This is a genomic window from Thermosynechococcus sp. M98_K2018_005 (assembly GCF_015295825.1).
GTDB lineage: Bacteria > Cyanobacteriota > Cyanobacteriia > Thermosynechococcales > Thermosynechococcaceae > Thermosynechococcus.
The window spans coordinates 14,923-36,535 of record NZ_DVEH01000099.1 but is presented as its reverse complement, the minus strand read 5'-3'; the positions used below and the strand labels follow the sequence as shown (position 1 = coordinate 36,535).

Here is a 21,613-nt window from a genome sequence, read left to right as displayed (position 1 = left end):
CTAAACTAAATCCAAGAACGTAGCCACATTCGCCTAAAAAAGCCGTGGGGCGTCAGGGGTAGTCCTAAATACAGGGGGAGCCAGTAAAGGAAGCTCCCAACAATCACCCCGACGACGGCAATGCGTGCCCAGCGTGCCCACACTCCCCAATCGTGGCTGGCTTCCCAGACCAAAGCCAAGGTGATGAAACTATAGAGGGCAGCGGGGAGATAGTGATAGATAAAAACACAACGGCTCACCAGTGCCCAGGGCAGGAGATTGGCAGCATAGTTTAAGAGCACAAAGCGGCCGGCGAGGGCAGTTAATCCAAGGGGGAAAAGCGTCAACGTGGCCAAGGTGCCCAGCCACAGAAGGGGGGGATTAAAGAGGGCATAGACGGCATAAACCCATTGGGTATCTGCCATTGGTAGGGGCGGGCCAATGACCGGCACCGGTTCACTGAGGGTTCGCACTCGCTGAAAAAAGTAGCTCATGGGGCGCAGCAGGAGTGGCCAAGACCACCACGGCGAGCAGTAGGGATGGGCAGTACTGGCAACACTGCGGTGAAAGTCAAACATTTGGCGATGGAGGTCAAGTAGGCTCTGGTGGGGATGAAACTGGCGATGGGGTAGCCAGAGCAGGGTATAAACCACAAAGGTGACAAGGGGCAACAGTAGGCACATCTGCCACCACTGGTAGGGAGTCTTCCACTCAGCAGGCAGCGGCAACCTCTGCTGGAGAAGCCAGAAAAACCCCACCCCCAACAGAAATCCCAAGCCACTCCACTTCACAGCGACACAGGCACCAAAGGCAATGCCTGCGGCAATTAGCCAGAGCGATCGCGCGCTTCCTTGGTAGCGCAACCCCCAAAGCCAGAGAATTTGACCAACCACGCCAAAGAGCACCAGGGGCACATTGATAAGAGCATAGCGGGACTCCACCAAAAAGAGGCCATCGAGAGCAACGAAGCATCCCGACAACAGGGCAACTCGCGATCGCCGCGTCAGGAGATAGGCCAACACTGCCACTGCCACGGGAATCAGTGATCCCATCAAGGCATTCAAGCAGCGATAGCCCCAAGGGTGAAAGCCGCCCCCCAGCCAAATGCTCAGGGCAATCAGGTATTTTCCCAGAGGGGGATGGGCATCAAAGAAAGGGACACCGGCGAGATAGTTGCGGCCAAAGCGGGCAAAATAGACCTCATCAAATACCAGCGTGGGAAAGCGCGTCAGCCCCCAAAAGCGGGTAGCAAGGGCAAAGAGCCACAGCAGCAGTAGCCCCAAGGGCATCCTAAGCCGCTCCCTGCAACTCCGCTGTCCGCACCGCAATCCGTTGGCTGCGATCGCCCCGTTGAACGGTCAGGTTGAGAACTTGCCCCACAGCGGCACTATCGACAATGTCCTGCAATTGATCGGCACTGGTAATTCGTTCCCCATCCACGGCTGTAATCACATCCCCCCAGCGCAGACCAGCTTTTGCTGCAGGCGTATTGGGCAACACTTGCAGGACGAGAACGCCATTGACCTCTGGCAGAATCACTGGTGAGTTGGGGTTAGCATTGTTTTCCTTGGCCATTGCCGGCGTGAAGGTGGTCATTTGAATGCCAATGTAAGCGTGTTGAATTTTCTCACCGCGAATCAGGCGCTGTTGCAGAGCTTTGGCCTTATTGATTGGAATGGCGAAGCCAATCCCCATGGCGTCGGCACGAATGGCAGTGTTAATGCCAATGACTTCCCCCTCTTCATTGAGCAAAGGCCCCCCAGAGTTGCCGGGGTTGATGGCCGCGTCCGTTTGAATAAAATCAAGGCGCTTATCGGGGATACCCACTTGGGCGCTGGAACGGTGGAGTGTACTGACAATGCCCAGTGTTACTGTGTTATCAAGGCCAAGGGGATTCCCGACGGCGATCGCCCAATCCCCCACTTTCACGTCACTGGAGTCACCAAGAGGCGCAGTGGGCAATGGTTCGGTGACCCCCTTCAGTTTGACAATCGCTAGATCAGATACCTCATCCACGCCGCGCACTTCTCCCTCAAAGACCCGGCCATCCTTGAGGCGCACCGTCACCGTATCTGCTTGACTCACCACATGGGCGTTGGTCATGACAATGCCACTGGGATCAATGATAAACCCCGACCCCTGACCCCGCAGCCGATCCTCTTGGGGGGGTAAGGCTAGACGGGGGAAAAATTGGCGAAAGAAGGGATCACTCAAGAGGGGATCCGGTGTGCGCACAATCGTGCGTTCGGTATCAATGCGAACAACCGCATCGCCAACCCGCTCCACTGCGGCTGCCACAAAACTATGGTGAGCCGCTGCTGCCCATGCCGGTGTACCGCTACTAAGGCACCAAACAAGGGCAAGGCCAAGGCAGCATTTGAGGGTCTGCTGAAGCAAATGGGCAAGGCGTTTCATCATTGGTGGCCTAAAGCGCAACAAAGTTCAACTCCCATTGTATCGAACGACACTAGAGCCGATGAGTCGTTTTTCACCCATGGCAAGTACAATTTCAGAGCAGCATCGCTGGTGGATTCTTATTTTGGCCATACCTACCCTATCTGTATCGGCCTCGTGCTCTTGGGAATAGTGATGATGGCCTATCAGCACCGATCTGCATCGCTATCTGCATAGTTTAAGGACAAGAGTTAATGTCACAATCGTAGAGGTACTTAAGTTTAGGGGCGGTATGCTGCGGATTGGCATCGTCGGGCTGGGACTCATTGGTGGTTCGCTGGGCATTGATCTGCGGGCAAAGGGGCATTATGTGGTTGGGTTGAGTCGGCGCCCTGAAACCTGTGAGCGGGCGATCGCCAAGGGTGCCGTTGACTGGGGCAGTACAGAGCCAGCAATTTTGCGTGCCCTTGATCTCGTGTTTCTCTGTCCCCCCATTGGCAGCATTCTCAGTGTGGCTCTCGACATTACCCCCTATCTCAGTCGAGAAACGGTACTGACAGACGTGGCATCCGCCAAGGGAGAAATTGTTCCTGCCCTCGAAAAACTCTGGCCCCGCTATGTCGGTGGGCACCCGATGGCCGGTACCGCAGAATCCGGCATTGAAGCGGCGCAAGCCCATCTCTTTGAGAATGCCCCCTATGTTCTCACCCCAACCCTCTACACTGACAGGGGGGCCATTGATTGTGTGGCTGGCGTGGTCAATGATCTCGGCGCCAAGCTACTCTATGCCACCCCATCGGATCACGATCGCGCCGTTGCTTGGATTTCCCACCTTCCCGTCCTAGTGAGTGCAGCACTGATTCTTGCTAATGCCCAAGAAGCCAATGAGCCGATTCGGAAGCTGGCACAGCAGTTGGCCAGCTCCGGCTTTCGCGATACCAGCCGTGTTGGGGGCGGCAATCCAGAGTTGGGACGGATGATGGCAGAATATAATCGCGCGGCGGTGCGCCACTGCCTGATCCACTACCGTGCCACCCTTGATGATCTGATTCGCCAAGTGGAACAGGAGAACTGGGAGCGGCTGCAAACAACCCTAGAACAGGCGCAAGCTTACCGCGAGCAGGTCTATCCCTCAGGAACGCCGCCGGTAGTTTAGACGACGCACAATCCAGTAACTGGCAGATAAGGCCAAGATGGCGATCGCCAGCCCCAGGAGCTTGGCGACAGTTTCCGGTCGACTAATATCCAGAATGATGAGTTTACGGGCAATCGCAATTAAAGACGTAACAATCACCAGCTCCACAATTTGCGAGGAGACATGGGTTTTCAGGTAGGCGGTAATATTTTCGAGAATCTCCAAGGCAACAAGGACATTGAGAAACAAACCAAAGATCTTCACCAGCTCAAGGCTAAATTGACCCAGCGGTGGTGAGAACAAGTCTGTGACCAAAATCCGCCCCAAATCAAGGATGGCGACAATGACCACAATCAACATCCCGATCGCCAACACGCGGGTTGCAACCCCCTCCATCTGAGTGAGCAACTGCAAAAACCGCTGATTGTCCTGAAGTAGAAGGCTCGTCTCTTGCCAAAAGAGAATCAAAGGCCGTAGCCAGCGTCGCATCCCTAGGCCTCAGCCAGAAGAACAAGGGGAGTGTAGGCCACTGGTGCCACCAAACGGGTCTCTAAGCCAAGTTGCTGAAACGACACTTGCAGTTCCTCAAGGGTTCCCTGAACTGAGAGCAGTCGCGGTAGCCATCCCTGAAGGCGGAGGGTACCATTGCCAGCGGTAGTGATCATTACCTTGGGCTGAAGCCATTGCCCCAATTCCAATACCGTTTTGCCCCCCTTGAGAATCGCACCTACGATGGGTAAACAGACATCCAACAGAGGCGTAATCACCACATCCACCTTGCCATAGGTGCGCAGCCACAAATCATGACAGCCGTGGGGTTCATAGTAAAGACTTTGAGTGCCCCAGCGCAGAACGTAACCATTTTCCTGTTGACTAGGGCCGATACTGGCGCCCTTGGTGGCTTGGATCGTGAGATCGCGGTACGTGTAGGTTTGGTGGGGGCTAAGGGAAATCACCGTTTCAAAGCCAAGGCTCTGGGCAATTTTGGCGGCACTGGGGGAGGCAATGACCGGTAGGGCGCGATCGCAGGTGCGGAGGGTAGGTTCATGGCAGTGATCCGGTAGCCCTTGGGAGAGCAAAATGCAATCCACATCGGTCGGTAGGACACAGGGGCGCGATCGCTCCGCCTGAAACAGCCACGGCGTGTTGCCAAAGGTCAATGCCCCCACAAACCACGGATCAACCAAAATCCGCGTATTCCCCAACTCCCATAACCAAGTATTACTCTCCAACCACGTTAACTGCATTGCCCTGCTCCTACAGGAACCGCGCCAAGGTGTTGTAAATCAGTAAGAAGATGTTGCCCATAACCACACAACCCAACCCCACTAAACCACAAATGAGCAGCGCTGTCACACCCCCTAATCCCGCTTGCAAGAGGGGCACAGAAAAGAGGACTGCCCCTGAAATGACCGCAATGATCAACTGCTCCCAGTGTTCAATCCAGCGCTTGTACTGCAAAAACACCAAGAAGGCAAATAGAGCACCAATTAGCCCCGCACTCACACCAACGGGCAACTGCCAAGCCGTCATCAAACTAAAAATCATCAACCCCAAGGCCGTCATTTCAAAGCCCGTAAAGCCAGCGCCAATGAGAATTTTCAATGCCGGTAAGGGGGGCGCAGGCTGGCGGGGCGGTTTTGCTTTCGGACGCGGTGTGCTGGTGGGTGGCGTCACCGGTGCAGGTGAAGGAGGGGGTGCCGGTTGTGACACTACGGGTGGCGGGGAAGGAGCTGGCGTTACTGGTTGTGGTGCTGGGACAGGGGTAGGGGAAGCATTTAAGTCTGCTAAAACCTCTGCCGCCGATTGGTAGCGATCGCTAGGAGCGGGTTGTAGCATGCGATCGAGAATGGCTTGCAGTTTTGGACTGACTTGGGCATAGGAATGCCAATGCCAGCGGTTGTTATAGGCATCGAATAGCTCACTGGGATCTTTACCCGTCAGCAGTACAATACAGGTCACCGCCAAGGCATAAAGATCTGAACTGGGATAGACCCGTTCCCCCCGTGCTTGTTCCGGTGGCCCATAGTATTGGGTATAAATACCCGTAAAGTGTCCTTGTTGTCCCCCTGCTTGGGAAATCTGCTTCACCGCACCAAAATCCAGCAGGTAGAGCCGCCCTTGGCCGGGAAGCTTTGTCTTGCTGGGGTGCTGGCGCATAATATTCGAGAGCTTGATATCACGGTGGATCGAGCCGTGGTCATGGACGTACTGCAACACAGGTAGGAGTTCCCGCAGCACCTGCCGCACGTCTTCCTCACTAAAGGGCCCCTTTTCTTGCAGTTCATCCTCGAGGGTTTCGCCGTCAATATATTCCTGTACCAAGTAGAAATACTGCTCTACCTCTTGTCCATCCACACTGGGGACTTCTTCAGCAAAAAATGCCAGTAAATCAGGAATCTGAGCATGCTGCCCCAGTTGATCGAGAACTTGACCCTCTCGCTCAAAAAGTTCCAGCGCCTTTTGCCGGCTCTGGGGATCGGACACGTTGGGACGAAATTGCTTAATCACACACTCACGCCGACCGGGGGTATCCAAATCCCGTGCTAGATAGGCCGCCCCAAATCCCCCCTGACCCAAAACCCGCTCTGCAACGTATCGTCCCCGTAGAATCAAGGGCATCCCACAGGCCGTACAAAACCGCTCCGCCACGCGACTGTAGCGTTTGTTGGGGTTGTCTAAGTCTGGAACATCGTTTTGAGGACAACGACAGTAGGGACGGGTGCAGTAGACAAGCATGGCAGGGGTGGCGCGATCGTTTCCTTGATCATCATAGTGCTGTCATGGCAGGCACGGCTGAATCAAAGACCCAATACTTTTTGGGCGCACACCGAGTAAAGCTGATGGTCGGACTCGAACCGACGACCTACTGATTACAAGTCAGTTGCTCTACCAACTGAGCTACACCAGCATTACTCCTTAGTGTACTATGCTTTGGCAGCAGCGGGAACCCTGAGCATTTGCAAATGAAACTGACAATTATTATCTTGTACCTTTCATCATACCCTTCATTGTGAACTACAACGAGCATCCACAAAACCGAGGAAAATAAGCTAAATTCTGATTACAGCCTTGCTCTCAAAGATGGAATACATAACTGGCTTTCACTGTTGTGAACGTGTTCCATCCACGGGAAGGGGGTTGTAGTTTGCTGTGGCAGTTGCACGCCTGTGATTATCCTGCACCTGTTAGACCCTTGGAAACGTACCCCAATCAAAACATGGCGTTTCCCGATTAAAACGACCATCCGTATTGGTCGTGCCGCAGATAATGATGTGATTCTCAATGATATTCTCATTAGTCGCTATCATGCTGAACTGTGTTGCTATCGGGATCCAGCAAATCTCGGGCGTTGGTATCTCAAAAGTTTGGGGGCGATCGGGACGTTTGTCGATGGTCGCCTTGTCGATGAGAGCAAACTTGCCAGTGGCAGCCTCATTCAGCTAGGACCCACAGGCCCAATTCTTGAATTCCACGAGCAAACCTTTCGCCGCAGTGTATCCACCCTCAGCGAGTGTACCCATGCCGGTAATATGCCGGGGAATCTGTTTTGCATTCATTGTGGTCAACCCCTCAATGTGCAGCGCACCGTACGCAACTATCACATCCTGCGCCTTTTAGGGCATGGCGGCATTGGCACAACCTACTTGGCCTGTGAAGCGCAACCCCCCGAGGGATGGACTGGCAGGGTACCGGAGGTGCGGGTTCTCAAGGAACTGCGGTCTGATATGGAGGACAATGAGAAGGCACAGGAACTCTTTGAACGGGAAGCTCGCATTCTGCAACTTCTTGACCATGCAGGGATTCCCCGCTTTTATGACTTTTTTGTTGAGGATGGGAAAAGCTATTTGGTCATGGAACTCATTCATGGCATTGACCTGGAGCGCTGGGTACTGCGCAATGGCACGGTGCCGATTCCTCAGGCGGTGCAGTGGATGATTCAAACCTGCGGTGTCTTGGACTATCTGCACAATCAGGATCCACCCGTGATTCACCGGGATCTCAAACCCAGTAACCTACTGGTGCGATCGCGCGATAACCAAATTGTTTTGATTGACTTTGGGGCGGTCAAAGAACTGGGGCATTCCCCCAGTGGCACCCGCATTGCTGTGGAGGGCTACAGTGCCCCGGAACAGATGAGGGGCAAACCCACTATTCAGTCGGATGTGTTTGCTGTGGGCGGAACCCTAGCCTTTCTACTGTTGGGGGAGAGTCCGATTCGTTTCTATCGCCACCGGGATGGCTTTCATCGCCTTGATGTTTCGGATCGCCCCGAGATTCCTGACCCCTTGAAACAGGTGTTGCACCGTGCTACGGCTCCTCTGTTGTCTGATCGCTACCCTTCCGCGATCGCCCTGGCTAAAGCCCTCAAGGAAGCCCTTGCGGAACTGCCCCAAGAATCTTTGCAAGTTTAACGTGATCGTCAATTCCTATGATTTATCTGCCGGTTACTGCTCTACTCTTTGTGCTGCTGCTACTGTCGCTGCCTTTCCTTTGGCTAGCGATCGCCCTCGATACCGTACAAGTGGCCGTTGCCAAGTTGGGCTTTTCACCCACTGCTGCCTCAGTGCTACTGCTGCTTGTGATTCTCGGCAGTACGATTAATATCCCCCTCTATGAGCGGGTTTCTACGGTGGCCATTGTTCCCGACTTTGAAGAACTCTGGTTAAGTCGGTTTTGGGGCATTCCTCTGCGCAAAATTGAGCAAAAGACGATTGTGGCGCTGAATGTGGGGGGCGGCTTGATCCCGACGGTGCTAGCCCTCTATCAATTTACCCGCGTCAGTCCCTTGGCGATTCTCTTGGTGACGGCGATTGTGGCCGCTGTCAGTTATTACGCTGCTCAGGTGGTACCGGGGATTGGTATTCAAATGAATGCTTTGATCGCCCCCCTAACAGCAGCAATGACGGCCATTTTGATTTCCGGGGGCGTAGCGGCAGCACCCATTGCCTTTGCCGGAGGTGTGCTGGGAACGCTGATTGGTGCAGATTTACTCCACCTACGGGAAATTGAGCGGATGTCGGCGGGAGTGCTCAGTATTGGTGGCGCGGGTGTCTTTGATGGTATTGCCTTATGTGGGTTATTTGCACTGCTATTAACTTAGGCATACCCGCAGTAGGAATGACCATGATAAAGTGCTGGATGGAATGCTAAAACCTGTGAGAAGGGATCTATGGGTCTGCTGGCTGGCTATCAATTTGTCAAGGATTTAGAATCCGCTGGGGCATTGGCACTCTTTGTTCCCCCGGAGGGCGGTTTTGAGGGTCGTTATCAACGGCGACTGCGCTCCAAAGGCTATACCACCTTGCACATGAGCGCACCGGGCTTGGGGGATTTAGCAGCCTACCTGACTCAAGAGCACGGGATTCGTCCGGCTCACACGGGCAAAGAAGACATTCGCGTTTATTTCCAGCCCCCCCTAGTGACCTACCACTTGGAAAACCTGCCCCCCAATGCCAAGGGACTAGTGCTCTGGCTGATTGATGGCAAGCGGCTCTCAAGGCAAGAATTTGCCTACTTGGCACAGTTGACCCAGACCCTACCGAAGTTCAAAGTGGTGGTGGAAGTGGGGGGCGATCGCTATGTGCGCTGGGAACCCCTTGCTGATTGGGTCACTGCTGCTTAAGACCGGACACTTCTTGCGTCAATCAACAAACTGCCCACTTGCCCCTTGACAGTCCCCTTAAAACCCTGAAGGATATAGGCCAAGAGGGTGCGATCGCGCTGTATCAAAAATAACCATTGGGGAAGGGACGATGACCTCGAATTCCGATATTTCAGGGAAGAAAATTGCAGCCGGCCTCTGCGGTATCCTCTTGGGTACCCTTGGCATTCACAAATTTGTGCTTGGCTACAACACCCAGGGCTTGATCATGCTGTTGGTGAGCCTTTTAACCTGCGGTTTGGCTGCCCCTATCATGGGCATCATTGGCCTGATCGAGGGCATTATCTATCTCACCAAGAGTGATGAAGAGTTCTATAGAACATACATTGCGGGCAAAAAAGGCTGGTTCTAGGAGCTAGGGCTGGTTCGGGGGCGATCGCCGACAGGGAGCCTAGGGCTATCGTTGGCCTGTTAAAATAACATGCGCGGCATTTACTTTTTGCATTACTGAGTCAACCACCAGCGTCTTCTGCATATCCATTGCAGCCCAGCAGTGACCTACGAACCCCTGCATCACAAATATCGTCCCCAACGCTTTGCAGATCTAGTGGGTCAAGGGGTGATCGCCACCACACTGACCCAAGCCCTACTTAAGGAGCGCATTGCCCCCGCCTATCTCTTTTGTGGTCCGCGAGGCACGGGTAAGACCTCTAGTGCCCGCATCTTGGCCAAGTCCCTTAACTGCCTGAAGAGTCCCAAGCCTACCCCCAACCCCTGTGGCCAGTGCGAAGTTTGTCGGCAGGTGGCCAATGGCACCAGTTTAGATGTGATTGAAATTGATGCTGCCAGCCACACCGGGGTGGACAACATTCGCGAACTAATTGAGAAGGCGCAATTTGCCCCCGTGCAGTGTCGCTACAAAGTCTATGTGATTGACGAATGCCTCACGGGTGATTCCCTCGTGCTGACCCAAGAGGGGCTGATGAGGATTGATGATCCAGCGATTAGGGGCAAGCAGGTGCTCAGCTATAATGAGCAAAGCGGCCGATGGGAGTTCAAGCGAATTGTCCGCTGGCTTGATCAAGGCACCCGCAATGTCTTGGAAATTCAGACGACCCATCGTAGGGTCAGGTGTACTGAAAATCACCTCATTAGGACGGATCGGGGATGGATAGCCGCAAGGGACATCACAGTAGGAATCCGAATCTTGTCGCCGTTTTCGCCTGTGTTAAAGGCAAGGCTGGACAAAAGACTGTCTCGATGGCTTGGCTCTCTCAAATCACCTTGGAAGGACTGGCTTAGTGGTACTTGGACGGCGGTTTGCTCAGCCTTAGCCCACAGGGCAGCCCCCAAATCCAGTTTCACACTGAAGGCTACTTCAAGGACGAGAACTCCCTCATCGCTGAGTGGCTTACCAATCTGGGATACACCGCAAAAGTCCAATCCTACACAAGAGTACGTACTAAAAAGCAGTACAACTACATTATTGCCTTGGGAGCAGACGCTACCCGCAGCTTCTTGGCAGACATCCGACAGTTTTCCATCTCTGCCATGGAATACAAGTTTGGAGACGGTCGTCTCTGTGACCCCCGCTGGGACTGAGCCAGTTTATGACATTGAGGTGGAAGATAACCACAACTTTGTTGCCAATGGGCTATTGGTGCATAACTGCCACATGCTCAGTGTGTCGGCCTTCAATGCCCTCCTCAAAACCCTAGAAGAGCCGCCGCCCCATGTCGTCTTTGTCCTTGCCACCACGGATCCGCAGCGAGTCCTGCCAACCATTATTTCCCGCTGTCAGCGCTTTGATTTTCGGCGGATTCCCCTAGGGGAGATGGTTGCCCACCTTCAGCACATTGCTGCCAAGGAGCAAATTGACATTGAGCCTGAGGCCTTGATGCTGGTGGCACAATTGTCCCAAGGGGGATTGCGGGATGCTGAAAGCTTGCTGGATCAGTTGAGCTTATATCCTGAACGGATCACGGTAGAACATGTATGGCAACTCGCCGGGGCGGTACCAGAACAGGATCTGCGGCAATTGTTGGCGGCGATCGCCCGTCGCGATGCAGTGGCCGTTCTCGAACACACCCGCCAATTACTGGAACGGGGTCGCGATCCGCTGACGATTCTGCAAAATCTGGCCAGTCTCTACCGTGATTTGCTCTTGGCGAAAACCGTCCCTGAACGGCAGGACTTGGTAGCCCTGACAGCAGAAACTTGGCAGGCTTTGATTGCCTTTGCTGAGGGATGGTCAGTTGAGGAGATTCTGCACGCCCAACAACATCTGCGCACCTGTGAAAGCCAAATCAAACAGAGCAATCAACCCCGTCTCTGGCTGGAAATCAGTATTCTGGGGCTGATGACGGAGACGGCACCCCAATCCACTCTGCCCAATGTAGCGCCCATTGCCAGTCCAAAACTCACGATTGTCTCGCCCCCTAAGCCTGACCCCCCAGTCATTGCTGCATCCCCGAAGGAATCGGAAGTTAAACAGGCTCAAATTAAAGACACGAAAGACACGGTTGCGCCAACTCCCAAACCCAAGCCAACCCCTGAACCGCGCGCCGATCATACCGAACCTGTGTGGGAACAGGCACTACAGGTCTTGCAGCAGATGCAAATGAGCACCTATGCTCTGCTCTCGCAACATGGTCATCTGCGACAAATTAGCGATCGCGAGGTGCACATCGGCATTGTTAATCAAACACTGTTAAATCTGACGAAGAATAACCAAGCCAAAATTGAAGCCGCCTTTTCCCAAGTTCTAGGCCGCCGCATCAAAGTCACCTTTGAGATTGCTCCCCTACCCCACAAAACCGCGCCTGCGCTAAAAACCAAGGGGCCACCGCAATCCGCTGTCGTCGTTCCCTTTCGGCCACGGGAAGAATCACCGCTACCCTCCGTAGAACCAACCCCTGCTCCCCCGTCACCCCCTCTCACCACTGCCCCGGACCCTGTGCGTGAATCCGCCGAAAAACTAGCACGATTCTTTAACGGGGTGGTTATTCGCTTACCCGATGAGGGAGAAAGTCCAGACACCCCAATTGCTGAAGCGTTTGAAGAGGATGAGCTTGAGTTTTAGAGTGCCGTTGTAAGCGTCCCATGCTTCTAGTGATGCTAGACCTGATAATCTATTGGGAAACAGCAAGGTGCAACTCAATTTTCGGCTCTGAGCCAAGGGGGGTCTGAAGCTGCGCCTGTAACTCCGCCACCGCCGTCAAAAAGGTTGTCAAGTCTAGGCTGCAAAAGTCTGGATCACACTGTTCAAGGCGACGCCGCCCTTCCCCCAACAACAAAATCGCTCCCCGCTGGTTGCCCCGACTCAGGTGATAGCAGGCCACGGCAATCTGCAGCAGGCCTTGGTAAAAGGTGCGCTCGGGTTCACTGGCCTCTAACCAGAGAGCTTCGAGGGTGTCATGACAGGCATAGAATTCGCCGCTGTTGAATTGAGTGATGGCTAGGGCAAGCTCAGGACGCATCATTGATTGGGAAAGCGCAATGGGCGATAATAGTAAAGAATCATGACATTTTTTAACGAATATCGGCAGAGCTTGTGCAACATCCTCGAACTGTCTCTGATACCAAACGCGCCTTTTATGCGGCTCATACGCGACCGATTCACTCGATCTACCGTCGCTTTATTGAAGAACTGCTGGTCGAAATCCACTTGCTGCGCGTCAATGTAGATTTTCGCTACTCTCCCCTATTTGCCCTTGGGGTTGTTACCGCCTTTGACCAATTTATGGAGGGGTATCAGCCCGAGGGCGATCGCGCCAGTATTTTCCATGCCCTCTGTGTGGCTGAGGAAATGAACCCGCAACAGCTTAAGGAGGATGCCGCCAGTTGGCAACAGTATCAAGGCTGCCCCTTGAGTCAAATCCTGGATGAACTTAACAGTAACCAACCCAGTGCCCCCCTCAACAGCCTCAACCACGCGGGCAAATATAGCCGCCTTCATGCGGTGGGACTCTATGCCTTCCTTCAGGAGTTGGCGGGGAATCTGACAACAAATCTCAACGAAACACTGGATCAACTCGCTCCCGTCATTAAGCTGCCGATTGAGAAAGTCAAGCGCGATCTCGAACTCTACCGCAGCAACCTCGACAAAATCAATCAGGCTCGCAGTCTCATGAAAGAACTTGTGGAGCAAGAACGCAAGCGCCGTGCTCAGGAGGCCCCTTCCCCCCCGCTGTAGATGCCAGTTCCGATGCCCCCGCTTGATCCGCCCCAACTCATTACCCTCGATGCGGTCGGCACCCTCTTTGGCCTACGGGAATCCGTGGGTACCGTTTATGGTCGCTTTGCTGCCGAAGTCGGGGTTCAAGTGGATCCAGCCGCATTGGATGTGGCCTTCTTTAAGGCCTTTAAGGCCGCCCCGCCCTGCGCTTTCCCTGATCTTGAGGCTTCACAACGGGCAAAGGCAGAATTGCGGTGGTGGCAACGGGCTGCAGCAGACACATTTCGCCGCGTGGGCGTCTTGGATCAATTTGCTGATTTTGATACGTTTTTTGCCCCTGTCTTTGCCTACTACGCCACAGCTGAACCTTGGTCTGTTTATGAGGATGTCTTGCCTGCTTTGAAGGATTGGCAGGCGCAGGGGATTCCCTTGATGGTGGTGTCGAATTTTGATAGCCGTTTGTATGGTGTTCTCGAGGCCTTGGGGTTAGCGCCGTTTTTCCAGGAGGTGTGGATTTCTAGTGAAGTGGGAGCGGCAAAACCGGATCGGCTAATCTTTGAGCGGGCAGTGACCCCCTATGGGACGTCTCGGGTGTGGCACATTGGCGATAGTTGGGAGGATGATGTCCTCGGTGCCCAAGGCGCTGGTCTCCAAGCAATTTGGCTGCGGCGCGATCGCCCATTGTTGCCGGATCCAGCCCCCAACCAGAGCCTAGCCGTGCCCCAAATTACTGACCTCACAGGTGCGCAAGTTATACTGAGGAGGACAACATCATGACGGAATCAGCGGTGACAAGCCAAATTTGTATTCTGGGTGGTGGTTTTGGCGGGCTTTATACCGCCCTCCGCCTTGCTCAATTTCCTTGGTCTGCGCCTCCAGAGATCACCCTTGTAGATCACAGCGATCGCTTTGTGTTTACTCCCCTCCTTTACGAATTAATTACGGGGGAGCTACAGGCGTGGGAAATTGCGCCGCCCTTTGTGGAGTTGCTTAAGGATACACCAGTAGTCTTTCATCAGGGAACGGTGACCGCTATTGATCTCAAGGCAAAAACAGTTCACTTGAGCGAGGGCAAGCCCCTCACCTATGAAAAATTGGTTCTCGCCCTAGGGGGGGAAACGCCGAAAAACAGTATCCCCGGTGTGGCAGAGTACGCCGTAACCTTCCGTACCCTCAGTGACGCCTACCGTCTGGAAGAGGCGCTGCAACGCTGTGAGCGCTCCGATCGCGATCGCATTCGCGTTGTCGTGGTTGGCGCTGGTCCGAGTGGGGTGGAATTGGCCTGTAAACTGGCGGAGCGCTTGGGGAGCCGAGGGCGTATTCGCCTTGTGGATCGCAACACCGAGATCCTCAAGTCTTCCCAAGAATTTAATCGCAAGGCGGCTCTGCGTGCCCTTGAAGAGCGGGGGGTTTGGATTGATTTGCAAACAACTCCGGTTGCTGTCACTGCTGATCGGATTTCCCTGCAATACAAAGACCGTGTTGATGATCTGCCCGTTGATATTGTCCTATGGACCGTGGGTACAGCGGTTTCACCCGTGATTGCTGCCCTTGATTTGCCCAAAACGTCCACAGGGCGCCTTCAGGTGATACCCACATTACAGGTTGTTGATCACCCAGAGATTTTTGCCCTTGGGGATGCTGCGGATGCCGTGGATGAGCAAGGCCAAGCGATTCCCCATACGGCGCAGGCGGCTTTTCAAGAGGCGGATTATGCCGCTTGGAATCTTTGGGCCAGTCTGAGCGATCGCCCGCTACTTCCCTGTCGTTATTCCCATCTCGGTGAAATGCTCACCCTCGGTACCGATCGCGCTGCCTTGGCAGGGCTGGGACTGACCCTCGATGGTCCTCTAGCCTACTTGGCACGGCGACTGGCCTACCTCTACCGCATGCCCACCCTTGAACATCAACTGAAGGTGGGGTTGAACTGGATGGCGAAGCCAATTTTGGATCTGTTGACCGGCACCGTGAACTAGAACGTGTGCGCATCCTTGGCCTAGACCCCGGCCTTGCTACCCTTGGCTATGGCTGTATTGAGATCCACGGTAACACCTGCCAAGTGTGTGATTTCGGCGTGATCACAACTCCTACGGCTGCCCCGATGGGCGATCGCCTCCAGAGTCTCTACACCGATCTGCACACGCTAATTCCTGCCCTCCAACCGGATTTAGTGGCTTTGGAGCGCCTCTTTTTCTACAAAATGAGCCATACGATTGTGGTTGCTCAAGCACGGGGCGTAATTCTTTTAGTCCTGAGTCAACTGCACTGTCCCCTAATGGAATTCACCCCTCCCCAAGTGAAGCAAGCCCTCACTGGCTATGGCAATGCTGCAAAAATAGACGTTCAACAGGCGGTGCAACGGGACCTCCATCTCAGCACGCTTCCCAAGCCCGATGACGCTGCCGATGCCCTAGCGATCGCCCTCACGGCCAGTCGTCACTGCAACGGTATCAACACTTAACCAAGCCACCTCCACTGCTTCACTGAGCCATTGACGCGTTTTTTGATCCAGAAGATCATCGTCTGCGAGTACCCATTCCTGAACCTGCGCTAGACTGTGGCCTTCGGCACGGCAAATCGTAATCACGCCGGCGATCGCTGCCACCACCACCTCTTCACTGACAGGCTGCCGGCTGAGGGCCGCTATTTCTTCGAGACTCCTTGGAATGGGATAATGCATAGAGCAACAGGGCAATTCTGAGAACTCGTAAATTCTGCTTAAACTGTTTAGTACAGTGCAGTTTACGCCAAATCGTACCGTTGTCAAGCTCCTTAGCCGACTTTTCAAACAAAATGCAAGAACTTCTATACCTTGAGGTGCCCACTCCCGATACCGCAGCGGTTATTCACTGGCTGCATCACACCTTTGAGCCACGCATTGGCGCCATTATACCCAAATCGAGCGGCGGCTGTTGGCGGGTTTCCAGTAGCACCACAGAACTCGCCATTTTCCTGTGGAGTGTGCAACGCACAACATACCTCAAGGTGATGCGCTGGGGAGAGCAGCCTTTGCCGCAGGAGCGTGCCTGTGTCCAACAGCTTCAGCGGGAGCTGCGTTTGGCCTTTCCCCTCAAACCTGCGGTGCTTCCGCCTTGGCCTGCTGACAAGACGATTTTTGAAGCCTTGGCCGAGCACTATCCGCTGACCGTGAAATACTTCCAACGCATGCCCCAAGGTGAGGCGGATTTAGAGCGGGTCTATTGGTGGGAGCAACGCTGGCGGTACCCCACGCCTCCGCTTCCGGTATTGCACACTGCAACGACGCCCTGTGATCCCCCTCGCTACGATCTAGTTTATGTGGGGGGTGCCTTGGGGGTGATCCACGCAGCAGTGATGGCGCGGTTGGGCTATCGGGTGTTGGTGATCGAGCGGTTGCCCTTTGGCCGGATGAATCGGGAGTGGAATATCTCCCGCATGGAATTTCAGAGCCTGATTGATCTGGGCTTGTTTACAGCTGCGGAGTTTGAGAGCCTGATTGCCCGCGAGTACCGCGATGGCTTTAACAAGTTCTTTGATGCCACTAGTCCTCCCCATTGTCGGGCACCCATACTGCACACCCCGACGGTTCTCAATATTGCCCTCGACTCGGCAAAATTCCTGCATCTGTGCGGTGAGAAACTGCGCCAAGCGGGCGGTGAGATTTGGGATTGGACAGAATTTGAGACCGCTACGATTCATCCGAATGGTGTGGTTCTGCAAACCCAGCACCGCCAGACCCAAGCACAGCGACAGGCGATCGCCCGTGTCCTCGTGGATGCGATGGGGACTGCCTCCCCCATTGCCCGTCAACTGAACGGTGGTCGTACCTACGATAGTGTTTGTCCGACGGTGGGGGCGATCGTCAAAGGCATTGCCCCGCAGGTTTGGGATGGCGATTATGGCGATGTACTCTTTAGCCATGGTGATATTTCGCGGGGACGGCAACTCATTTGGGAACTGTTTCCGGGGGCAGGGGAAGAGCGCACGATTTATCTTTTTCACTATCACCATATTCAGCCAGAGTTTCCCGGCTCTTTGCTGGAACTTTACGAAGACTTCTTTACGATCTTGCCGGAGTACCGCCGCTGCGATTTAGATCAACTGACTTGGGTCAAGCCGACGTTTGGTTACATCCCCGGCTACTTTAGCCACCACCGGGGCGATCGCGCCGTGGCATTTGATCGCGTCTTGGCCATTGGCGATGCCGCCTCACTGCAATCCCCCTTAGTATTTACCGGCTTTGGCTCGCTGGTGCGCAACCTGCCACGCTTGACGGATCTACTGGATACCGCCCTGCGTCATGACCTTGTGCAAAAGCAATTTCTCAACCAAATTCGCGCTTATCAGAGCAATACAGCGGTGACATGGCTCTTCTCGCGGGGAATGATGGTACCTAGCGATCGCCCCCTCCCGCCAGAGCGGGTGAATGCCATGCTCAACACCTTTTTTGGCATTCTCGGACAGGAATCCCCCGAATTGGCTGATCGCTTTATCAAAGACCGTGCTGGCTGGCTCCCCTTTAACCGTATGGCACTGCGAGCTGCTTGGCAAAACCCTGGCCTCCTTTGGTGGATCTACGAAATGGTGGGGGTTGGGGATCTGCTGCATTGGCTGCAAAGCTACCTCAGTTTTAGCTTGGATGCCCTGTACCATGCCCTCTTTGGGTTTTGGCTGCCCCCCTTGGTGCGCCGTTGTCAACCGTGGCTAGAACCCTTGGCACCGCAACTTTGGTTTTGGCTCTTGGTGCACAGCTATGCCCTGAGTTATTCTGTGGGGCAACCCCGCCTTGAGCGTCCTTTGGCACCGCTGCCAACCCCTAGAGTTGATCAAGCCGTTTCCCCTCGCTAACCTTGGGAACAAAGGTGTTGCGGAGAGAATGACGGTGAATGCAGCAGAGCAGGCAGTGACGGTGCAGATGGCCAGCAAATTGGGGGCGATCGTTCACCTCTTTAAGCAGTGCAATCCAGATCTGCGCGCAGACCTGCACCCTTGGGCTGATGACCCCCACACCCGCAACTGGGTCGATCCGGATTCCATTGACATTGGCTTTCACCTACCGGGCTGGAGTCGCCGCTGGCAAGCCCGCAGTTTGCTTCTGCAAATTCGCCTCTATGGCGATCCAGATTCTCCCCAACGCCGTGCCATTGGTTTAGACATCGTGGGGTTTAGCTATATGAGTGAGCAGTGGCGGTTCAGTAGTATTGGTCAGGGGGTTTTTAGTGGCAACAATTTGCCCAGCGAAGATCTGCAAGACCAACTGCGCGCCATTAGCCATGAAATTATTGCTGTCCTAAATACCTAACTTTTTCCAAAAACATCTGGCAATGGTGGATTCAACCTTGTCCTTTTTGCGGGGCACACTGGCGGCCCTGTTTCCGATTGGTGCCATTCCCATCTTTTGCACCCTCACGGCAAAACATCCGCCCAAATACCGTCGCCAGCAAGCTAAGCAAATTGCCCTCAATGTCTTTACCGTTTTGGTTACATTCTGGCGATTGCTGTGCAGTTGATTGCCGACGGCAGTCTGGAATTCGTCAGGGCAAGCCTATATCAAACTCGCTAAACTAAGCATTTGAGCAAATTGATGTCATTCCCTTGCACCATGACGCTACTACGCCTTTTTGTCTATGGCACCCTTAAACCTGGCTATCAACCCCATGACATCCTCTGTCGGCCTTGGCTAAGTGCCCATCAACCAGCGCTGGTAAGAGGCCGCCTTTATCACCTACCGATGGGGTATCCCGGTCTGACAACTGAGGAAGGTTGGGTGCAGGGGGAGTTACTGATCTTTAATGATCCACCTCCCAGCGTATTGGCGCGGCTGGATGCTTTTGAAGGCTATAACCCCAACTTGCCTCCCGACATGAATGCCTACCATCGCCAAGAGGTGCCAGTGTATGACTTAAATCATCAACCTTTGGGCAGGGCATGGGCTTACCTCATGAGCACTGAACACGTGCGGGATGTGAACGGCGAGTGGCTGCCAGAGGGGGTGTGGAATTTGCCAACGGATCTACGTGCCTAGGTTTTTTTTGCGGTTTTGGCAGTGGTTTTCGCAGGCTTGGCGGGGGTGACATGGAGTTCTTTGAGTTGCTGCGGTTCGACACTGCTGGGGGCACCGGTGAGGAGACAACGCGCTTGCTGGGTTTTCGGGAAGGCGATCGTATCGCGAATCGAGTCTTCACCCGCTAGAAGCATGACGAGCCGATCTAGACCATAGGCAATGCCACCGTGGGGAGGCGTGCCAAATTCAAGGGCCTCCAACAGAAAACCAAATTTTTCTTGAGCCGCCGCTTCATCAAGGCCAATGGTTTCAAAGACGCGGCGTTGTAACTCCGACTGATGAATGCGCAAACTGCCGCCGCCCACTTCGTAGCCGTTGAAGATGAGGTCATAGGCTTGGGCACGGGCGGTTTTGAGATCTTCAAGGTCGGCGGGATGGGGTGCCGTAAAGGGGTGGTGCAGGGCCTCAAGGCGTTTTTCCTCAGCATTCCACTCAAACATGGGGAAATCAACCACCCACAGGAGATGGGTTGCTGTTGGATCGATGAGGTCAAATTCACGGGCAATGGTCTGGCGCAGGCGATCGAGGGTTTTATTCACCGTTGCAGTGTCCCCTGCCCCAAAGAGGAGGAGATGTCCCGCCTCGGCACCCGTGCGCTCTAGGAGCGTGGCTTTCTGCTCTGGGGAGAGGTTATCCTTGATGGCACCAATGGTGTCAATCTCGCCGTTGTCGCGAACGCGGATATAGGCCAGTCCCTTGGCGCCGGCAGTGGTGGCCTCTTGGAAGAGATCGCCACCGGGTTTAATGCGCACGTTGGAGATGCGGTCGTTGCCATTGGGAATCGGCAAAATTTTCACCACGCCCCCTTGGGCGATCGCCCCACTAAAGACTTTGAAACCAGAGTCTTTCAGAATATCGGAGACATCCACTAGTTCAAGGCCGTAGCGGGTATCGGGCTTATCGGTGCCATAGCGATCCATGGCCTCTTGGTAACTCAAGCGGGGAAAGGGGCGCGGTAGATCAATGCCCTTCACGGTTTTGAAAATGTGGCAGATGAGGGCTTCGTTGAGATCAATAATTTCCTCCTGATCCATGAAGCTCATTTCCATGTCCAGTTGCGTAAATTCGGGCTGGCGATCGGCCCGCAAATCCTCATCGCGAAAGCAGCGGGCAATCTGGTAATAGCGATCGCACCCCGCCACCATCAACAACTGCTTGAACAACTGTGGCGATTGAGGGAGGGCAAACCATTCTCCCGGATTCACGCGACTGGGCACTAAATAATCGCGGGCACCCTCCGGCGTCGAGCGAGTGAGAATGGGAGTTTCCACCTCGATAAAGCCCGCCTCATCCTCTAGGAAGCGCCGCATGGCTTGGACAACGCGATGGCGTAACTGCAAATTCCGTGCCATCCGTTCTCGCCGTAGATCAAGATAGCGGTAGCGCAGCCGCACTTCTTCTCGCACTTGCTCATTCTCGGTGCTGGAGATGGCAAAGGGAAGTTGTTGGCGCACTGTATTGAGGATATCAATGTGATCGGCGTAGATCTCGATGTCCCCTGTGGCCAATTTCGGGTTTACGGAATCCGCAGGGCGCTTGCTGACACGGCCAACAATTTTTACCACATACTCACTGCGCAGGCGATCGGCTTGAGCATAGGAGTCAGGAGTGCGCTGGGGATCACTGACAATTTGGATAATGCCGGAGCGATCGCGCAAATCAATAAAGATCACGCCGCCATGATCTCGCCGCCGATCAACCCAACCGTAAAGGGTGACCGTTGTTCCGACATCCGTTAGCCGAACGTCGCCACAGTAGTGTGTGCGCATAGACCTTAATGATTTGTGAGTATGTTGGTAAAGCCTTACTATTTTAGCGGTTCACCGCCCTACCGTTAGCGAGGCATCCCCAAAGAATCACAGGTGTGCAGGAGGGCTGCGCTTTAGAAATCGCAACAGAAGTTTACAGCATTTCATGTGGATTCCCTAACTTTAGTTGCAGCTTCAGCAGATTGTGCCCCAATTTCCCAGGGGCAACGTATGGTAGTAGATAGGCAAAATCTAAAGAAAACCTTAAAAGGAGGCAAGCATGACCCCCTCTCTTCTCCGGCAGTTCTGGCACTTTGTTGAGCAAGCACAGGTGGGACGATTGTTGAGTATGGATGATCACGCCCTACAGGGGTGGCTGGTGACGCAGTTTAGTGACGTTTATCCCCTCGAACACAACCAGCGCTATCATCTGGAACGCTATATTTCCTCGCGTCTTTCGTTAATCCGCGATGTGGCCAGTGACTGTGTTCCCCGCAGCTTTGGCGATCGCCCCTAGGGAACCGTGAACTGA

The 21,613-nt window shown here is 54.2% G+C and carries 23 protein-coding genes and 1 tRNA gene; 15 read left to right on the top strand and 9 right to left on the bottom strand.

The window, feature by feature from the left end; genetic code table 11:
- Positions 1-5 precede the first annotated feature (5 nt).
- Entirely contained in the window at positions 6-1,268 is a 1,263-nt protein-coding gene (locus IGQ15_RS11785) for a phospholipid carrier-dependent glycosyltransferase (RefSeq protein WP_297052077.1), read from the bottom strand.
- Between the two features lies 1 nt (position 1,269).
- Positions 1,270-2,397 (bottom strand): HhoA/HhoB/HtrA family serine endopeptidase, encoded by a 1,128-nt coding sequence (locus tag IGQ15_RS11780; RefSeq protein ID WP_297052081.1) that lies wholly within the window; start codon positions 2,395-2,397, stop codon positions 1,270-1,272.
- Between the two features lie 268 nt (positions 2,398-2,665).
- Between IGQ15_RS11780 and IGQ15_RS11775 the strand changes: the two genes are divergently transcribed.
- On the top strand, positions 2,666-3,529 hold the full coding sequence (locus tag IGQ15_RS11775; RefSeq protein ID WP_297052074.1) for a prephenate/arogenate dehydrogenase: 864 nt from the start codon (positions 2,666-2,668) through the stop codon (positions 3,527-3,529).
- Here IGQ15_RS11775 and IGQ15_RS11770 read toward each other — a convergent pair.
- From IGQ15_RS11770 to IGQ15_RS11755, 4 genes are all read right to left on the bottom strand, one after another.
- Positions 3,506-3,997 (bottom strand): phosphate-starvation-inducible PsiE family protein, encoded by a 492-nt coding sequence (locus tag IGQ15_RS11770; protein WP_297052071.1) that lies wholly within the window; start codon positions 3,995-3,997, stop codon positions 3,506-3,508. The two genes, IGQ15_RS11775 and IGQ15_RS11770, sit on opposite strands and share 24 nt — an antisense overlap.
- Before the next feature lie 2 nt (positions 3,998-3,999).
- Complete coding sequence (locus tag IGQ15_RS11765) at positions 4,000-4,755, bottom strand: MBL fold metallo-hydrolase (protein ID WP_297052068.1); 756 nt, start codon at positions 4,753-4,755, stop codon at positions 4,000-4,002.
- 10 nt (positions 4,756-4,765) lie between these two features.
- Entirely contained in the window at positions 4,766-6,247 is a 1,482-nt protein-coding gene (locus IGQ15_RS11760; protein ID WP_297052066.1) for a serine/threonine-protein kinase, read from the bottom strand.
- A 99-nt stretch (positions 6,248-6,346) separates the two neighbouring features.
- Positions 6,347-6,419 (bottom strand) — tRNA-Thr (locus IGQ15_RS11755).
- Positions 6,420-6,678: 259 nt separating this feature from the next.
- On the opposite strand from IGQ15_RS11755, the gene IGQ15_RS11750 reads away from it, so the two are divergent.
- The 5 genes from IGQ15_RS11750 to dnaX all read left to right on the top strand — a co-directional run bounded on the left by IGQ15_RS11750 (position 6,679) and on the right by dnaX (position 12,195).
- Positions 6,679-7,923 carry a protein kinase gene (locus IGQ15_RS11750; RefSeq protein ID WP_297052063.1) on the top strand — a complete coding sequence of 415 codons (1,245 nt, stop codon included), beginning with the start codon at positions 6,679-6,681 and terminating at the stop codon, positions 7,921-7,923.
- Positions 7,924-7,940: 17 nt separating this feature from the next.
- Positions 7,941-8,612, top strand: coding sequence for a DUF1614 domain-containing protein (locus IGQ15_RS11745; protein WP_297052061.1), 672 nt, complete (start codon positions 7,941-7,943; stop codon positions 8,610-8,612).
- A gap of 69 nt (positions 8,613-8,681) precedes the next feature.
- Positions 8,682-9,134: a photosynthetic/respiratory NAD(P)H-quinone oxidoreductase subunit N gene (gene ndhN, locus IGQ15_RS11740; RefSeq protein WP_297052057.1), complete on the top strand. Its 453-nt coding sequence runs from the start codon at positions 8,682-8,684 to the stop codon at positions 9,132-9,134.
- Positions 9,135-9,264: 130 nt separating this feature from the next.
- Complete coding sequence (locus IGQ15_RS11735) at positions 9,265-9,525, top strand: TM2 domain-containing protein (protein WP_297052054.1); 261 nt, start codon at positions 9,265-9,267, stop codon at positions 9,523-9,525.
- Between the two features lie 141 nt (positions 9,526-9,666).
- On the top strand, positions 9,667-12,195 hold the full coding sequence (dnaX, locus tag IGQ15_RS11730; protein ID WP_297052051.1) for a DNA polymerase III subunit gamma/tau: 2,529 nt from the start codon (positions 9,667-9,669) through the stop codon (positions 12,193-12,195).
- Positions 12,196-12,244: 49 nt separating this feature from the next.
- On the opposite strand, the gene IGQ15_RS11725 is transcribed toward dnaX, so the two are convergent.
- Positions 12,245-12,595: a DUF309 domain-containing protein gene (locus tag IGQ15_RS11725; RefSeq protein ID WP_297052049.1), complete on the bottom strand. Its 351-nt coding sequence runs from the start codon at positions 12,593-12,595 to the stop codon at positions 12,245-12,247.
- A gap of 71 nt (positions 12,596-12,666) precedes the next feature.
- Here IGQ15_RS11725 and psb29 point away from each other — a divergent pair, with 71 nt between their 5' ends.
- The 4 genes from psb29 to ruvC are packed head-to-tail and all read left to right on the top strand — an operon-like array spanning position 12,667 to position 15,751.
- On the top strand, positions 12,667-13,308 hold the full coding sequence (gene psb29 / locus IGQ15_RS11720) for a photosystem II biogenesis protein Psp29 (RefSeq protein WP_297052046.1): 642 nt from the start codon (positions 12,667-12,669) through the stop codon (positions 13,306-13,308).
- Between the two features lie 12 nt (positions 13,309-13,320).
- The gene (locus tag IGQ15_RS11715; RefSeq protein ID WP_297052043.1) at positions 13,321-14,067 is read left to right on the top strand and encodes an HAD family hydrolase; all 747 of its coding nucleotides are present in this window, start codon (positions 13,321-13,323) and stop codon (positions 14,065-14,067) included.
- Positions 14,064-15,266, top strand: a complete 1,203-nt coding sequence (locus tag IGQ15_RS11710) for an NAD(P)/FAD-dependent oxidoreductase (protein WP_297052041.1) — start codon at positions 14,064-14,066, stop codon at positions 15,264-15,266. Before IGQ15_RS11715 ends, IGQ15_RS11710 begins: the two co-directional genes overlap by 4 nt.
- Before the next feature lie 5 nt (positions 15,267-15,271).
- Complete coding sequence (gene ruvC, locus IGQ15_RS11705) at positions 15,272-15,751, top strand: crossover junction endodeoxyribonuclease RuvC (RefSeq protein WP_297052039.1); 480 nt, start codon at positions 15,272-15,274, stop codon at positions 15,749-15,751.
- On the opposite strand, the gene IGQ15_RS11700 is transcribed toward ruvC, so the two are convergent.
- Positions 15,701-15,970 (bottom strand): hypothetical protein, encoded by a 270-nt coding sequence (locus IGQ15_RS11700; RefSeq protein WP_297052036.1) that lies wholly within the window; start codon positions 15,968-15,970, stop codon positions 15,701-15,703. The genes ruvC and IGQ15_RS11700 overlap by 51 nt on opposite strands.
- A 113-nt stretch (positions 15,971-16,083) precedes the next feature.
- On the opposite strand from IGQ15_RS11700, the gene IGQ15_RS11695 reads away from it, so the two are divergent.
- The 4 genes from IGQ15_RS11695 (at position 16,084) to IGQ15_RS11680 (ending at position 19,294) form a co-directional block, all read left to right on the top strand.
- Positions 16,084-18,117 (top strand): flavin-dependent dehydrogenase, encoded by a 2,034-nt coding sequence (locus IGQ15_RS11695; RefSeq protein WP_297052034.1) that lies wholly within the window; start codon positions 16,084-16,086, stop codon positions 18,115-18,117.
- Between the two features lie 34 nt (positions 18,118-18,151).
- On the top strand, positions 18,152-18,571 hold the full coding sequence (locus IGQ15_RS11690) for a hypothetical protein (RefSeq protein WP_297052079.1): 420 nt from the start codon (positions 18,152-18,154) through the stop codon (positions 18,569-18,571).
- Positions 18,572-18,593: 22 nt separating this feature from the next.
- The gene (locus IGQ15_RS11685; protein ID WP_297052032.1) at positions 18,594-18,779 is read left to right on the top strand and encodes a MarC family protein; all 186 of its coding nucleotides are present in this window, start codon (positions 18,594-18,596) and stop codon (positions 18,777-18,779) included.
- A 74-nt stretch (positions 18,780-18,853) separates the two neighbouring features.
- Positions 18,854-19,294 carry a gamma-glutamylcyclotransferase family protein gene (locus IGQ15_RS11680; protein ID WP_297052030.1) on the top strand — a complete coding sequence of 147 codons (441 nt, stop codon included), beginning with the start codon at positions 18,854-18,856 and terminating at the stop codon, positions 19,292-19,294.
- On the opposite strand, the gene aspS is transcribed toward IGQ15_RS11680, so the two are convergent.
- Positions 19,291-21,102: an aspartate--tRNA ligase gene (aspS, locus tag IGQ15_RS11675; RefSeq protein ID WP_297052027.1), complete on the bottom strand. Its 1,812-nt coding sequence runs from the start codon at positions 21,100-21,102 to the stop codon at positions 19,291-19,293. The two genes, IGQ15_RS11680 and aspS, sit on opposite strands and share 4 nt — an antisense overlap.
- Before the next feature lie 259 nt (positions 21,103-21,361).
- Between aspS and IGQ15_RS11670 the strand changes: the two genes are divergently transcribed.
- Positions 21,362-21,598, top strand: coding sequence for a hypothetical protein (locus IGQ15_RS11670; protein ID WP_297052025.1), 237 nt, complete (start codon positions 21,362-21,364; stop codon positions 21,596-21,598).
- Positions 21,599-21,613 lie beyond the last annotated feature (15 nt).

What these genes read in the sequence shown, in the direction of transcription:
- IGQ15_RS11785 (WP_297052077.1), bottom strand. Translation starts at nt 1,268, where the DNA reads ATGCCCTTGGGGCTACTGCTGCTGTGGCTCTTTGCCCTTGCTACCCGC.
- IGQ15_RS11780 (WP_297052081.1), bottom strand. Translation starts at nt 2,397, where the DNA reads ATGATGAAACGCCTTGCCCATTTGCTTCAGCAGACCCTCAAATGCTGC.
- IGQ15_RS11775 (WP_297052074.1), top strand. Translation starts at nt 2,666, where the DNA reads ATGCTGCGGATTGGCATCGTCGGGCTGGGACTCATTGGTGGTTCGCTG.
- IGQ15_RS11770 (WP_297052071.1), bottom strand. Translation starts at nt 3,997, where the DNA reads ATGCGACGCTGGCTACGGCCTTTGATTCTCTTTTGGCAAGAGACGAGC.
- IGQ15_RS11765 (WP_297052068.1), bottom strand. Translation starts at nt 4,755, where the DNA reads ATGCAGTTAACGTGGTTGGAGAGTAATACTTGGTTATGGGAGTTGGGG.
- IGQ15_RS11760 (WP_297052066.1), bottom strand. Translation starts at nt 6,247, where the DNA reads ATGCTTGTCTACTGCACCCGTCCCTACTGTCGTTGTCCTCAAAACGAT.
- IGQ15_RS11745 (WP_297052061.1), top strand. Translation starts at nt 7,941, where the DNA reads ATGATTTATCTGCCGGTTACTGCTCTACTCTTTGTGCTGCTGCTACTG.
- ndhN (WP_297052057.1), top strand. Translation starts at nt 8,682, where the DNA reads ATGGGTCTGCTGGCTGGCTATCAATTTGTCAAGGATTTAGAATCCGCT.
- IGQ15_RS11735 (WP_297052054.1), top strand. Translation starts at nt 9,265, where the DNA reads ATGACCTCGAATTCCGATATTTCAGGGAAGAAAATTGCAGCCGGCCTC.
- IGQ15_RS11725 (WP_297052049.1), bottom strand. Translation starts at nt 12,595, where the DNA reads ATGATGCGTCCTGAGCTTGCCCTAGCCATCACTCAATTCAACAGCGGC.
- IGQ15_RS11715 (WP_297052043.1), top strand. Translation starts at nt 13,321, where the DNA reads ATGCCCCCGCTTGATCCGCCCCAACTCATTACCCTCGATGCGGTCGGC.
- IGQ15_RS11710 (WP_297052041.1), top strand. Translation starts at nt 14,064, where the DNA reads ATGACGGAATCAGCGGTGACAAGCCAAATTTGTATTCTGGGTGGTGGT.
- IGQ15_RS11700 (WP_297052036.1), bottom strand. Translation starts at nt 15,970, where the DNA reads ATGCATTATCCCATTCCAAGGAGTCTCGAAGAAATAGCGGCCCTCAGC.
- IGQ15_RS11695 (WP_297052034.1), top strand. Translation starts at nt 16,084, where the DNA reads ATGCAAGAACTTCTATACCTTGAGGTGCCCACTCCCGATACCGCAGCG.
- IGQ15_RS11685 (WP_297052032.1), top strand. Translation starts at nt 18,594, where the DNA reads ATGGTGGATTCAACCTTGTCCTTTTTGCGGGGCACACTGGCGGCCCTG.
- IGQ15_RS11680 (WP_297052030.1), top strand. Translation starts at nt 18,854, where the DNA reads ATGTCATTCCCTTGCACCATGACGCTACTACGCCTTTTTGTCTATGGC.
- aspS (WP_297052027.1), bottom strand. Translation starts at nt 21,102, where the DNA reads ATGCGCACACACTACTGTGGCGACGTTCGGCTAACGGATGTCGGAACA.
- IGQ15_RS11670 (WP_297052025.1), top strand. Translation starts at nt 21,362, where the DNA reads ATGACCCCCTCTCTTCTCCGGCAGTTCTGGCACTTTGTTGAGCAAGCA.